This is a genomic window from Psychrobacter sp. CX16 (assembly GCF_057396245.1).
In genome coordinates this window covers 37374-50863 of sequence record NZ_JBXYJF010000009.1, presented here as the reverse complement: position 1 = coordinate 50863, position 13490 = coordinate 37374, and the positions used below count along the sequence as shown (strand labels likewise).

The 13490-nt window shown below is 43.6% G+C and carries 11 protein-coding genes and 2 tRNA genes; 7 read left to right on the top strand and 6 right to left on the bottom strand.

Annotated features, from left to right (window positions below):
* Positions 1–141 precede the first annotated feature (141 nt).
* The 3 genes from torA to AC2SLM_RS05010 form a co-directional block, all read right to left on the bottom strand.
* Positions 142–2667 carry a trimethylamine-N-oxide reductase TorA gene (gene torA / locus AC2SLM_RS05020; RefSeq protein ID WP_486552415.1) on the bottom strand — a complete coding sequence of 842 codons (2526 nt, stop codon included), beginning with the start codon at positions 2665–2667 and terminating at the stop codon, positions 142–144.
* Between the two features lie 31 nt (positions 2668–2698).
* Positions 2699–3934, bottom strand: coding sequence for a pentaheme c-type cytochrome TorC (torC, locus tag AC2SLM_RS05015; RefSeq protein WP_486552414.1), 1236 nt, complete (start codon positions 3932–3934; stop codon positions 2699–2701).
* A 156-nt stretch (positions 3935–4090) separates the two neighbouring features.
* Entirely contained in the window at positions 4091–4243 is a 153-nt protein-coding gene (locus tag AC2SLM_RS05010; protein ID WP_486552413.1) for a periplasmic nitrate reductase, NapE protein, read from the bottom strand.
* Between the two features lie 1039 nt (positions 4244–5282).
* Here AC2SLM_RS05010 and AC2SLM_RS05005 point away from each other — a divergent pair.
* A complete protein-coding gene (locus AC2SLM_RS05005) occupies positions 5283–5633 on the top strand; it encodes a hypothetical protein (protein ID WP_486552411.1) in 351 nt (116 codons plus the stop codon).
* A 114-nt stretch (positions 5634–5747) separates the two neighbouring features.
* On the opposite strand, the gene AC2SLM_RS05000 is transcribed toward AC2SLM_RS05005, so the two are convergent.
* Both AC2SLM_RS05000 and AC2SLM_RS04995 read right to left on the bottom strand, forming a co-directional pair.
* Positions 5748–5822, bottom strand: a tRNA-Gly gene (locus AC2SLM_RS05000).
* Positions 5823–5915: 93 nt separating this feature from the next.
* A tRNA-Gly gene (locus tag AC2SLM_RS04995) sits at positions 5916–5990 on the bottom strand.
* Positions 5991–6494: 504 nt separating this feature from the next.
* On the opposite strand from AC2SLM_RS04995, the gene AC2SLM_RS04990 reads away from it, so the two are divergent.
* The 6 genes from AC2SLM_RS04990 to AC2SLM_RS04965 all read left to right on the top strand — a co-directional run bounded on the left by AC2SLM_RS04990 (position 6495) and on the right by AC2SLM_RS04965 (position 11305).
* Positions 6495–7298, top strand: a complete 804-nt coding sequence (locus AC2SLM_RS04990) for a M48 family metallopeptidase (protein WP_486552409.1) — start codon at positions 6495–6497, stop codon at positions 7296–7298.
* Between the two features lie 278 nt (positions 7299–7576).
* Positions 7577–7909 carry a BolA family protein gene (locus AC2SLM_RS04985; protein ID WP_486540193.1) on the top strand — a complete coding sequence of 111 codons (333 nt, stop codon included), beginning with the start codon at positions 7577–7579 and terminating at the stop codon, positions 7907–7909.
* Between the two features lie 185 nt (positions 7910–8094).
* A complete protein-coding gene (locus AC2SLM_RS04980; RefSeq protein ID WP_486540191.1) occupies positions 8095–8454 on the top strand; it encodes a SirB2 family protein in 360 nt (119 codons plus the stop codon).
* A gap of 114 nt (positions 8455–8568) precedes the next feature.
* A complete protein-coding gene (locus AC2SLM_RS04975; protein ID WP_486540189.1) occupies positions 8569–8985 on the top strand; it encodes a hypothetical protein in 417 nt (138 codons plus the stop codon).
* A gap of 15 nt (positions 8986–9000) precedes the next feature.
* Positions 9001–10344 carry a beta-ketoacyl-ACP synthase II gene (gene fabF, locus AC2SLM_RS04970; protein WP_486552407.1) on the top strand — a complete coding sequence of 448 codons (1344 nt, stop codon included), beginning with the start codon at positions 9001–9003 and terminating at the stop codon, positions 10342–10344.
* A 196-nt stretch (positions 10345–10540) separates the two neighbouring features.
* Positions 10541–11305, top strand: a complete 765-nt coding sequence (locus AC2SLM_RS04965) for a hypothetical protein (protein ID WP_486552405.1) — start codon at positions 10541–10543, stop codon at positions 11303–11305.
* A 102-nt stretch (positions 11306–11407) separates the two neighbouring features.
* Here AC2SLM_RS04965 and uvrC read toward each other — a convergent pair whose 3' ends face one another.
* A complete protein-coding gene (uvrC, locus tag AC2SLM_RS04960; RefSeq protein ID WP_486552403.1) occupies positions 11408–13252 on the bottom strand; it encodes an excinuclease ABC subunit UvrC in 1845 nt (614 codons plus the stop codon).
* Positions 13253–13490 lie beyond the last annotated feature (238 nt).

Genomic DNA, 13490 nt, shown 5'->3' with positions numbered 1-13490 from the left:
TTGACCTGCTTTATACTCTATTTTGAATATCTATTTTATTTCAAGAGCTGTATTTGATTGATATAGAAAGGGCTCTGCTAACCAGTCAGCAAAGCCCTTTTATTGATTATAGCAATCATATAACGACTAATGACTTATCGATTACACTCTATCATCACTAGCAGGACTGCCATCTGGATTGACGTATTTTGGACCACCGAACGAGGTCACTGCAGGCGCTTTTCCTTTGAACTTCTCAATCTCGACAATACAGGTATTGGCACTTGGGCCTTGCGCTAACATGGAGGTACCAATATCAATTGTCAAGGTATTGGGATCACCATAGGTATCGATAGCGCCAATCTCAGGTCCAGTTGGGCCATACCAAGCGCCCTCTTGAATACGAATCACACCCGGTGGGAAGTTATTTGAGATAACCGCACCGGCAATTAGCTGACCACGGTCGTTATAGACACGAACTAAATCACCATCTTTAATACCGCGGGCTTTAGCATCTTCTGGACCGATATAGCAAGGCTCACGACCTTGTACGGTATAAGTTGCCCGGCGCTCTTCTGACTCACAGGTTTGCGAATGCAGGCGGGTATCAGGGTGGACTGATTGTAACCATAATGGATATTTATCGGAGCCTGGACCACCATGAGAGCGTTCGGTTTTCTCCATCCAAATCGGATGGCCTTTACAGTCTTCATAGCCATAGCTTGCGATTTTACGGCTGCTGATTTCGATAAATCCTGAAGGCGTACCTAGCGCATTAACCTCTGGGTCTTCACGGAAGTCGGCATGACGTACCCAAGGGTCACCTTCTGGGAACAGAACATACCCTTTCTCCCAGAACTCTTTAAACTCTGGCATATAGAAGTCTTTTTTGAGGTTTTCTGCTCGGCAGTCTTCATACAGCTGTTCAATCCACTGCATTTCGTTCATCGCACGGCTGTATTCAAGCTCACGGCCCATACGTTTGGTAAATTCATACCAAATATCAAAGTCTGATTTTGAGTGATACAGCGGGTCAACCAGTTTATGCATCGCAATCACACCGCGGTTACTGTATGAGCCATAAGCATCAATATCATTACGCTCATAAGGGGTACACGCCGGCAAGACGATATCGGCAAAACGGCAGGTCGCGGTCCAGTTATAATCAACGGACACCACCGTTTCCATATTGCGGTAGCCTTTCTTCATACGGTTACGGTCTTGGTGACGGTGCCACTGGTTACTACCAGTAAAAATACCCATCTTCAGTGGTGGTAACGTGACTTCGTGACCGTTGAAGTTAATCTTCTTACCTGGCTCAAGCAGACAGTCAACCATACGCGCCACTGGAATAACTGAGCTGTAACCATTGTAGTCACTATTGTCATACTTAGGCTTACGGCCCGTATCTAAGTTCAGCGGGAACGCGCCTGGCATTGATGCGCCTGAGGTTGGTACGCCCACTGAGCTATAATGATGTGAGTAACTGATACCGCCACCCGGTAGGCCAATTTGACCCAGCATTGCCGCCAGTACTGCGCCCATCCAATAAGGCTGTTCACCGTGTTCTTGACGCTGAATGGCCCAACCAAAGCACAGCTGCGTACGGCTCTTCGCCATCTTACGAGCCAGCTCACGGATTCTATCGGCACTGATACCACAGATTTTAGACGCCCACTCAGGGGTCTTCTCAACCTTGTCTTCGGTTTTACCCATCAAGTATGGCGTAAACTCATCCAGACCCAGTGCGTACATATCGATGAACTCTTTGTCATAAAGCTCTTCGGTATATAAAGTGTGCGCTAACCCTAACATAAAGGCTACGTCTGTCATTGGGTTAACAAACTGATGCTCGCACTCTAGGTAGTTCTGAGTTTTACTCTTCACTGGGTCGATACAGATGACCTCAATCTTTTTGTTTCTTACTTTATCGCGTAAGATTTCAAAGTACTCGTATGATTCATGCGTCTCTGTGTTCCAGCCGACCTGTAAGTTTTTGATTGGGTCGTTGGCCCAGAAGATAATCAGCTCAGAGTTATCTAGAATAACCGGCCATGAGGTGCCTTGCGAATACACCTCAGTTGACCCCAACACATAAGGCAAAATCATCTGACCGGCACCAGTAGAATAGTCGCCAGCGGTACCGACACTGTTACCGTGCATACCGATGGCTCGCACCATGTGGTTGCCACAGCTGTGTACGTTACCCACTGAGCGCCAACCAACGTTTGCGGTATGTAGCGCCCAAGGACCATAAGTCTTCTGGACACGCTCAAGCTCTTCATACAGCAGGTCTAATGCCTCATCCCAGCTAACACGTACAAACCGGTTGTCACCGCGCTGTGAGGTATCACTCTTATGACGGTTTTTGTACCAATCGACACGGATCATTGGATAGCGAACACGTGATGGACTATAAATAATCCCTGGCACACCGTCTAAAATATCAGTCGGATATTGGTCAAATTCAAACGGCTTAATCTCAACCAGTTTGTCCGCCTCTACTCGAGCACGAAACGCACCCCAGTGAGCGCCTGACATTTTCCAGCCGCTCCAATCTTGATTGGCATCCACACCCTTAGCTTTGGTTATGACGCTGTCATCAGCAAGTAGCGGCGTAGGCAACATGGCTGTACCAGATAAGGCCGCCAATGATTTTAAAAAGCCCCTACGATTCATATTTTTCATAATATACCTCTTACCTTAGACAATGAGTGCGTTATGGACGTGCCGTTTGGATAGCGTTTTCAGGCGACCCTGGTGCATGGCTGCTACCCGTAAAGTCTGATGAATTCAGCTGTAGATATTTAAGTACTAAGTTTGCTGAATCGTCATCTAGGTTGGTAAACCCGACCATACCACTGAATAGACCTGGCCACTGGTTGGCATCATGTCCTGAAGGATCTGGCTGACGGTGACACACACTACAGTTGTCGGCATAGGTTTGACCAGCGATGTCCCAAGCAGGCTCTAGACTGTCCATTAATAAGCCGTCTTCTACCCAGAATTGACCACTAACTTTTTGCCACTCAAGGCCAGTCATTGGATCTTCTTTTGATTCTTTGACGGTAACAATATTCTCATCACGAGACAGCTCTTTTTCGATAATCGCATCAACAATGTTTAAGCCAAAGTGGGTGTACCAAACACGGCCAAAGCCTTTGTTTTTACGCCACATATCAAGCTCAATCTGAGTCATGCCATTTTCATGAGCGATTACTTTCGCTGGTGCAGCCACCTCAATAGTACCGGCTTGCTGAATTTTCTCAGAATCTAGGTATAAAGGCTGTGGCACCACGTTATAGTAGGTTTCGCCCACGTTGATTTTGGTGCTACCCGCTTCTGAAACCAAAGAATCAAAGGCTGGGTTGTGCATGCCTTCCATCTCTGGTAATTCATGCGCAATACCCTTGTGACAATCAACACAGCTGGCATTACGTTCAGCAGCGCTACGCATAATCATCTGTGATGTCACACGCATTTTGCTAAAGTCCATGCTGTCGTAATCGTGACAGTTACGGCATTCTTTTGAGTTGTTGGCTTTAAAACGAGCCCATTCACGCTGCGCTAATACGCCGCGGTGCGCTAAAAATTTCTCACGGGTACCGATATCACCCATCACCTGTGACAGCACTTCACGAGAGGCCTGCATCTTACGCGCTATCTTATCAGTGAAGTCATGTGGTACGTGACAATCTTGACACTCTGCACGTACCCCAGTGCGGTTTTGCCAATGCACGGTTTTCTTTAATTCTGGCAGCATGTTGTCTTCCATCGTATGGCAAGACAAACAAAACTCTTCTTTGTTGGTCGCTTCGAGTGCTGCGTTAAACCCTGCCCAGAACCAAACACCACCGGCAAACCCAATAAGAATAAGGATACCGAGGCCAATTTGTGTTGATGGTTTGAATAAAAGCCGACGCAGCCAACTAAATAGGCGTTTAATTGCGTTCATGATAATTCCTTGCCATTTGGTCGTATCAAGGTCGAGAGCTTAATCACCTGTCTCGAATGTTTTGACGCTGATTGTCTGTTTGTTTACTTGTTTGGTCGATTAGTTTTGATAATCACTAGAGATAAACTGCTCGCAGCTTAACTTTGAAATCTAGGTCTAGGTTGGTGGGCCCCAAAATAGCATTTGACCAAACCAGACAATAAAGCCGTAGGCACAAATAAACAGTAATGCGATAAATGGTAAAGCAATAAAAGACATCACAAGGGCGGTTAGCCACTGATTTTTAACGGGTTGCTCTTTTGCTTGCATACGTTACCCCTTCATATATTGTTGATAGCTGATATACGCTAACTTAATCTTTGAATTGTCGAGGGTACTCGAGAATGAAGAAACTTGATAAGTATATAGAATGTATGTGTTGCAGTACTGGCTTGCAAAATCTTCTAAATAACAAGTATCAAAATGTAAGCTTATCTAATAAGCATAACTAAAAAGTACTTCGATACTAGAGAGCGACTATTTATTCCATGTCGTGACAATTAAGATGCAATGGGATTGGCATAATCAGAGAAGAATGAATCTCAAGTACCCTATATTTCATAAGCTGATATGATTAACACCTAATACCTCATTATAGTTAAGGATATACATAAAAGCCAGTATTAAAAGTCGTTTTTTATGAAAAAGGGCTACATAAATGGTTTTAAATTCGTTAATTAACATTATTTCTACAGTGTAATTTAAATGTAATAATTAAAAGGAATTAGGAGCAACTTGTATATGATTTTATTAACTAAACAAAACCTGTTTCTCTGAAAGGATTTTCATAATTTCAATCAATAATTAATCTATTTATCAAGCGGATTACTCTATAAACGAACAAACCTCAATTTAAATCTGGTTAAAGATTCAAATTGAGGTTTGTTCTGATTTTGATTGAAGATAAGATTTTTAAAAAAGCTTCGATTGGGATTAATCTAGAAAACCGCACCACTGACCTCAAATGCTGCTGCGACGCCGAGCGCTTGCGGAATGGTTAATGTACCTACCGATAGGTGCACACAAAGAGTTGGCCCATCATTGATTGCCATCAATATTGAATGCCATAAAGCTGCTGAACAAGGTCGTGGTAACAAAAATAACCGGATAATGAAGTGAAGCTAATTTTTATTAAACTACTTAGCTATTGTCTCGCCTGTCTCTATCTCCAAATACTTACCAAATCTCTATAAAATCCGTTCTGAAAATATTTAAATTGAAATAATAAAGCTTTAGTCTGAGACGGATACAGCTGATAAAAATCCTAACGGATACAGACAAACGTTGTTATTTATAAGGGTAATTCTTGATGGGTATTATTAACGATAAATATAAAAATAAGATAGAGCACAGCGTCTTGCTAAACGGTCATCCTAGTCAAAACCATGACATTGTTGATGGGCGTATGATTATCAGACCTGAAAGTTATTCTAGACCGAAGATCAGCGATGCCGAACAAGAGACTATACTCAATGAGCTGGCCGATGATTTGAAACACTATGGACTACATGTCACTCATCTTAATGACAAATTTTTGCAAGTGAGTTCAGGCGACTTTGTAATAGAAGTACCGAAGAGCCTTGTGATTCCCTACGATGATGATATTTTTGCCAATATCCTAAGACAGCAGCAGCTTTATTATAGCAATCGACTCGGGTAAAGAGTTAGGCTTGAGTAAAAACTAGTGGAAACTGCAATCCCTTTATCGGATTTGATTTTTCAGACAAAAAAAGGCCTTAAAACTCGATGTGAGTTTTGAGGCCTTTTTAGAAATTGGAGCGGGATAAGAGATTCGAACTCTCGACCCCAACCTTGGCAAGGTTATGCTCTACCACTGAGCTAATCCCGCATATTGTATGGTAATACTACCATTATCTGGATATATTGTCCAACTTGTGGGCTGTTGGTCTTTAAGACTTAAAATAAACGTGTCTTAAAATATTGGAGCGGGATAAGAGATTCGAACTCTCGACCCCAACCTTGGCAAGGTTATGCTCTACCACTGAGCTAATCCCGCTTATCCAAATAATCGCATCTTCTCGATAGGTGGGCTATTATAGACCAAAAAAAATTACTGTCAACACCTTTTTTCACTATTTTATTGACTTTTTTAACTTTGAAACTTTAAACCATGATAACTTGCTTATAAATCAAATATTTAGAAGAGCAATAGACTTTAAAACAGTTAATTTCCCCCCTTCGTGTATATTATTAAAATGCCGGCTCATAATGCAATTTACAATAAAAAGCTGTTTTGTTACTGTTGATTCGATAAACTTTGATTATGCTAAGCCGATACATTAGATGAACTAACAACGATTGAAGTTAAGGTTAGTCGTTCTATCTGCTTAGGTGAATGGTGATATATAGTTAAGACACAATCTATTTAATGCTGCATTATTTAGCAATATAACTGTGTTAAATTGAGAGCGACTATCTGTCCATCGTCTGAAAGGTAGTAGAACAGTCATTAAAAACTGTCTGGCATAGGACGCAAACCCATTAGCGAGGATTATTTATAATGAAGAAATTTTTGATACGTAGTACGTTAGCCGCTTCGGTTACTGCGATGGCTTTGACCGGTTGTAGCACCACGACCAATACTGGGGTGCTCGGCGGCGACAGACAGCAGCTATTATTAGTATCAAGCGAGCAAGTCTTACAAATGTCAGCACAAGGCTATCAAAAAAGCTTACAAGAAGCGCGCGCTAAAGGTGTTTTGGATACCGACCCTGCCCTATTAAATCGCTTAAACCGTATTGCGGGCCGTTTAATCAGCCAAGTAGAGCTTTATCGCAGTGATGCTAAAGGCTGGAAATGGGAAGTACACACCATCAAATCAAATCAGTTAAACGCGTTTGTATTGCCTGGTGGTAAAGTGATGTTCTACACTGGTATTGTTAACCGTTTAAACTTAACCGATGACGAGATTGCGGCGATTATGGGTCACGAAATGGCACACGCTATCCGTGAGCACGCGCGTGAGCGTATCTCTAGTCAATATGCAACTCAAGCAGGCTTAGGTATTGCTGCTAGCATATTCGGTCTATCACAAGGTCAAACTGAACTGGCTTCTATGGCAAGCGACTTGGGTATTGCCCGTCCGCACAGCCGTACACAAGAGTCAGAAGCCGACAAAATTGGTTTGGTATTGATGACTAAAGCTGGCTACGATCCTAATGCTGCCGTTAGCTTATGGCAAAAAATGCAACAAGCCAGCCAAGGCGAGCCGCCACAATTCTTAAGCACTCACCCATCAAGCGCAGCACGTATGTCCACACTGCGCAGCTTGATTCCAGAAGTCACTCAAAAATATAGACCATAAGCCATTGTCTAAATTATCTACTAAACATCAAGTTTGCTTGATAATTGAGTGATCGATAAAGAGTACGCTTAATACTCGGTTAAACAGTCAGTGGCTTTGCTCTGACTGTTTTTTGTTGCTACCCTTACTGCCATAGCTTTACAATAAAAACAGACGACTGATTTAGGATGATTATCTATAATTATTGCCCTTTAGACCATCTTTGTTAAGACGTGTCGTATGATCCGTATCTTGCCCAAGCGTTTGTTTACGACTTATCCTCAATTAGGAGCTTTATTTTGCAAACACAACAAGCGATTATTGATAATCTGCAACCTTTAAATCCGCTGCATATTGATTTAGTGAATGAATCAATGAATCATGCCGGATACTTTGATGGTAAAGAAAGCCACTTTAAACTAACCATTGTCAGTAGCGACTTTGATGGCAAGCGTGCGGTTGCCAGACACCAACAAATTTATGGCTTGGTTAATGACTTAATGACTGCGCAAGGCGGCAGCGTCCATGCACTGGCTATCCATGCCTATAGTCCTACAGAATGGGATGAGCTAAACAACAAAGCACAAACTGTCCCTGCTAGCCCCTTATGTGCCGGACAAAATAAAGGTTAATTAACGATTATAAAAAGAAGCACCGCTGTTTAGTTAAGTGCATTGTTTATTTGAGTGCACAACTTCTTTAAAATGACAATCAAACCGACACTTATTTGTATAAGCTTGTACAAAATAAGACCTATTTATATTCAGTTAACATTAAGTTGGCATGAGCAATTTGTCTGCCACGACTTGAGGATACTATGAAACATCTACACATGCTTATGGCAGCTCTGACGATTATTTTATTTTTGTGGCAGAGTTATTTAGTATTGACCAAAAGCGAACGCTTGGACAAAAGAGGTAAAATTGCGACGCATGTGGTTTATGCCCTGCTTATTATTTCAGGGGTTGTATCGCTGATGCCACTCCTGTCTCTTAATGTGCCGCTGCAATGGGTTGCCGCCAAATTTATATTACTCATTGCGGCAATAAGTGCTAGTATTAAAGCATTCCGAGCCACTGCAACACCGTCTCAAAGTAAAGCCGGCATTTTTATTGCGCTGCTTGCTTATATCGGTATTGTCACCCTTGCCGTGATTAAGCCTGGTAACTTTATTTAGAGATTAACGAGGACATTAACATCAGTGCCTCTCTTAAATAGCTTTTATCAGTAATTCGTATTAACAGTTTGTACTAGTCACTCGTTTTCGCTCATGACAAAATTGGATTTATTTATGACACATATTTTATCAAAAGCTCTATCAAGCACAGGATTGCTGATGACCGGCTGCCTAATGATGGTGGGCTGCGCCAGTACGGGCAACGTCTCCCCACAGTATATCCCGCCAAGCACTTATCAGTCTTATGACTGCAATAACTTGAGCCAAGAGTACAATCGCATTAACACCTATATTAATAACCAAAAAAATACCTATTCAGGTATCACAACCACTGGTGTGGGTGTTGGCGTCTCTGCTGGTCGCTGGGGTATTTCACCAAATATCAACTTCGGTCTAGGTAAAAGCAGCAATGCCAAAGCCAACGAAGCTAAATTATCTCGACTCTATGGCGAGCGTGATGCCGTGGTTCAGTCTGCCCGCATGAAAAACTGTGGTTTTGCAGCCAACCTAAAAGTCTACGGCGAACAGTAATAAGGCAACCAAATCATGAGCCAGCTTTCAGCAAACACTGCCACAAATAATACCGCTTCTAACAAACCGCCGCATTATCAGCGTAATGACCATCAACGTGTGGTGATTACGGGTATGGGTGCCATCACCCCGCTTGGGCTAGATGTCTCAACGACATGGCAACGTCTATTAAATGGTGAGAGTGGTATTAAGTCTATTAGTCATTTTGACGCCTCAAGTTACCGCTCACAGTTTGCCGGTACCATTGATAATTTTGATGCCAGTTTGTATATGGCGGCAAAAGAAGCGCGCCGTTATGACAGCTTTGTTCATTATGGCGTGGCTGCTGCAAGTATGGCTCTAAAGCAGGCTGGCTTTATCTCTGAGGTCAGTGCCGATCCTGCACCAGTACAAAATGTTAACCCCAATCGCTTTGGCGCCATTATTGGCTCGGGTATTGGCGGTCTACAAACCATTGAAGACAATCGAAATGCATTAACCGAAAAGGGCGTGCGCCGTGTTTCTCCCTTTACCTTACCCGGTGCGATTATCAATATGGCTGCGGGTATGGTGGCGATTAAGCATGGATTACGTGGTCCTAATCTGGCGACGGCAACAGCGTGTACATCATCTGCTCATGCTATAGGTCTAGCCGCACGTTTGATTGCTTATGGCGACTGTGATGTGATGCTTGCCGGCGGTAGCGAGAAAGGCTCAAGCGAGCTTGGTATGGCAGGATTTGCAGCAATGGGCGCACTATCTACTCGAAATGATGACCCTACTCGAGCCAGTCGCCCGTTTGATAAAGACCGCGACGGATTTGTGCTCGGCGATGGCTCGGGTGTATTGGTGCTTGAAAGCTTGGCGCATGCTAAAGCACGTGGCGCGACTATCTTGGCTGAGCTTGCGGGCTTCGGTATGAGTGATGATGCGCATCATATCACTGCGCCACCAACCGATGGCGATGGCGCAGCACGTGCCATGACAGCGGCATTAAAAGATGCCGGAATTGACGCGTGTGAGGTTGGTTATATCAACGCCCATGGCACCAGTACCCCTGCCGGTGATGTTGCTGAATCACAAGCGATTGAAGGCGTATTTGAGCAGTGTAAAGACAGCATTCTGGTCAGCTCTACTAAGTCTATGACTGGACATTTATTAGGCGCTGCCGGTGCTATTGAGGCAATCTTCAGTATCTTAGCACTGCAAGACCAAGTAGTACCGCCCACGATAAATTTAGATAAGGTGGATGAAGACTGCCATTTAGATTATGTGGCCAATGCCGCACGCTCGGTATCGGATTTAAAATACACCATGTCCAATAGTTTTGGCTTTGGTGGTACCAATGGTGCATTGGTCTTTGGCCGTTGGTCTGAGTAGGCTGCTGTTCTGTCCTAAGCCTAATTAGAAATATTCGGTTTTTAATATTGGGCAGTTATCATAACTTGATCATTATTAGCCTAGCCTATTTATAAATGGGTTGGGCCAGGATGCAGTTAATTACTGCTGTACTAATAAGTAATAGTTAGCCTCCTACCTTTATAGCGCATACATACAATCACGGAGACAGTTCTATATGACACAAGTCGCGTTCTCACACCAATTCTCTCATCGCTGGGCCAACGCGCCGCTACAAGTAAAAGGGGCTTTGATTCAAGAGCTTGATGACATTGTACAGCTGCTTGATGATAAAACAGACCTAGAAAAGTTTGAGTTCTCTATTCCTGATTTGCATGCGTATATTGATGGTATTTATGCCGAAATTACCGCCGAACAGGAAGCCACTAGACAAGAAGAGCACCGCCTAGAAGCTGAACGTCTGGCTGCAGAGCGAGAAGCGATACAATCAGCAGAGGCTGAGGAGGCGATGCAACATCAGGCCGAAACGCAAACAATCTCTGAGAAAGAGGATACCAACGCTGATTCAGTTGAACCGGTACAAGCTGAGCCTTCAGATGACGTGATTGAAGACAGTGTTGAGGATGATAGTAAAGAAAGTATGGATACAGCAGAAGATGCTTCGATAGATGCTGTAGCTCACAACACTACTGACCATACAGCTAAGACAGATAGTACGGTTGATTTAGAAGACTCAGTAGAGTCAGAATCTGAGTCGAACTCACAGACAGATTCCCCTGTAGAATTAACACCCTCTATATCGAATCAACCAGAATCGTTTCAATTCAAAAACATTCAAGGTCCATTAGATGAGGATTTTGTTAAAGAGTTAGAGTCGCATATTGAGGACTATCTTAGTGAACAGTTAGCCAATATGTCAGAGGATTTAAAAGCTTGGGTGCGTGATCAAGTGCAAGCGCATTTAAACAATAAGCAGTCTTAAGCTTCAAGTTTATGGTTAAGACATGAACAAAAAAGGTCGGATAGATTTCTATCCGACCTTTTTTAGGACGAGACATCGATTACTTATCAAGCACAGCCATCACTATTCATGCAGTACCTTATAGATGGTATTGGCCATTACTTTACCAATACCATTGACGCCCTCAAGCTCTTGCTGTGATGCACCCAATAGCTGCTGCAACCCACCAAAGTGATTGAGTAAATCACGGCGACGCTTCTCGCCCAGTCCCGGAATCGCTTCTAAGACCGAAGAGGAACGACGCTTATCACGCTTTTTACGGTGTGCAGTAATGGCGAAACGGTGCGCCTCGTCACGAATATTCATAATCAAGTGCAGCGCTTTAGAATCCATCGGTAAGTCTAGTGGCTCGTGGTCAAGGAAATGCAACACCTCTAGTCCTGCTTTACGCCCCTCACCTTTGGCCACCCCAATAAGCAGCGTCTCGTTTAAGATACCCAGCTCAGTCAACACCTCTATTGCCATATTTAGCTGACCTTTACCGCCATCCACAATGAGGATATCTGGTGGAGGATGCTTTTTATAACGTCGCGTTAGTGCCTGCGCCATCGCTGCATAATCATCGCCATCTTTTACGCCGTGAATCGCATATTGACGATAATCACGTTTGCGAGCACCGCCTTGGTCAAACACCACGCAGCTGGCAATCGTCGCCTCGCCCATAGTATGCGAAATATCAAAACACTCGATACGATCAATATTGGCGGTGGTAACCGGTTCTAACGTCTCTTTCAGCGCATTAAATCGGGAATGTAACTCGAGATAATCACCAAGCTTAGTTTTCAGTGCATTATTGGCATTAAGCTTGGCCAAATCGAGCCATTCTGCACGGTGTTCACGTACGTTGGTCTTAATGACAGTTTTAGTTTCAAAATGAGTGCTCAGTGCCTCTTGTAGGGCTGCTTGGTCAGGCAACTCATGGCTAATAATAATCTCACCGGGCAAATCATCGGTCACTTGGAAATAAAACGAGGTGATAAACGCCGATAGATTGTCATTGAGTGGTGCGGTGCTGTCGACATCTGGGAAGTAGTTTTTACCACCCAACACACGCCCGCCACGCACGGTCAATACGTTGACACAGGTCATGCCGGCCTGACTGGCAATCGAGATGACATCAGCCTCACCTTGCACAGTATAGACTGCTTGGCGAGACTGAACCTCACGCAGCATGGATAACTGATCACGATAAAAGGCAGCTTTTTCAAAGTTTAAATCCTCTGCTGCTCCTTCCATCTTAGTAATCAAGGCATCATGAATCTCTCCTGAATCACCCTTTAGAAAGCGGATGGTATTTTGCACATCGGTCGCATAATCCTCTGGTGACACCAGTCCAACACAAGGTGCACGGCAGCGCTTAATCTGATATTCAAGGCACGGACGTTTACGCTGACGAAAAAAGGTATTGGTACATTGGCGCATTTGAAACATCTTTTGCATCAACACCAAATTCTCTTTTGCCGCATGAGCAGAAGGGAAAGGTCCAAAAAACTTACCCTTTTGATGTTTGCCTTTACCGCGTCCATACGCGAGTCTTGGATACGGCTGATCGGCTGAGATAAACACATACAAATACGATTTATCGTCACGCAGCAGCACATTATAAGGCGGACGATACTCCTTAATGAGGTTCTGCTCAAGTAGCAATGCCTCAGTTTCACTGCGCGTAATAATGGTTTCGATATTATGAATACGCGAGACTAATGCCCGAGTTTTGGGATGATCGATGGTTTTAGCAAAGTAGCTAGTCACCCGATTTTTTAGGGATTTGGCTTTACCCACATATAGGATATCGCCGTTTTTACCCAGCATTTTATACACGCCAGGCAAATTGGGCATGCGCTTGATTAAATGCTTCAGACGGGCTTGTTTATCATCAACATTCGGTGATGTAGACTCTTTAACCATAGGTTACCCATTTAAAATAATAGTAAATATAAAAGCTTATACAGTCGAAGCCAGCTAAAAAAGGTACAAGGCAACCGAGTGCAAGTACTACTGTAGTAGGCTGAGCGAGGTTAACACCGTAACTCTTTAGTCTGGCTATGACTATAATAGCCTTAATGGGGCGAAACATGCCTTATTGCAAGCAGCAAAAAGCCCACGCACTGGCGCAGGCTTTTTAGAATAAGAGTAAGACGGCTGA

What these genes read in the sequence shown, in the direction of transcription:
- torA (WP_486552415.1), bottom strand. Translation starts at nt 2,667, where the DNA reads ATGAAAAATATGAATCGTAGGGGCTTTTTAAAATCATTGGCGGCCTTA.
- torC (WP_486552414.1), bottom strand. Translation starts at nt 3,934, where the DNA reads ATGAACGCAATTAAACGCCTATTTAGTTGGCTGCGTCGGCTTTTATTC.
- uvrC (WP_486552403.1), bottom strand. Translation starts at nt 13,252, where the DNA reads ATGGTTAAAGAGTCTACATCACCGAATGTTGATGATAAACAAGCCCGT.
- fabF (WP_486552407.1), top strand. Translation starts at nt 9,001, where the DNA reads ATGAGCCAGCTTTCAGCAAACACTGCCACAAATAATACCGCTTCTAAC.
- AC2SLM_RS05010 (WP_486552413.1), bottom strand. Translation starts at nt 4,243, where the DNA reads ATGCAAGCAAAAGAGCAACCCGTTAAAAATCAGTGGCTAACCGCCCTT.
- AC2SLM_RS04965 (WP_486552405.1), top strand. Translation starts at nt 10,541, where the DNA reads ATGACACAAGTCGCGTTCTCACACCAATTCTCTCATCGCTGGGCCAAC.
- AC2SLM_RS04975 (WP_486540189.1), top strand. Translation starts at nt 8,569, where the DNA reads ATGACACATATTTTATCAAAAGCTCTATCAAGCACAGGATTGCTGATG.
- AC2SLM_RS05005 (WP_486552411.1), top strand. Translation starts at nt 5,283, where the DNA reads ATGGGTATTATTAACGATAAATATAAAAATAAGATAGAGCACAGCGTC.
- AC2SLM_RS04980 (WP_486540191.1), top strand. Translation starts at nt 8,095, where the DNA reads ATGAAACATCTACACATGCTTATGGCAGCTCTGACGATTATTTTATTT.
- AC2SLM_RS04990 (WP_486552409.1), top strand. Translation starts at nt 6,495, where the DNA reads ATGAAGAAATTTTTGATACGTAGTACGTTAGCCGCTTCGGTTACTGCG.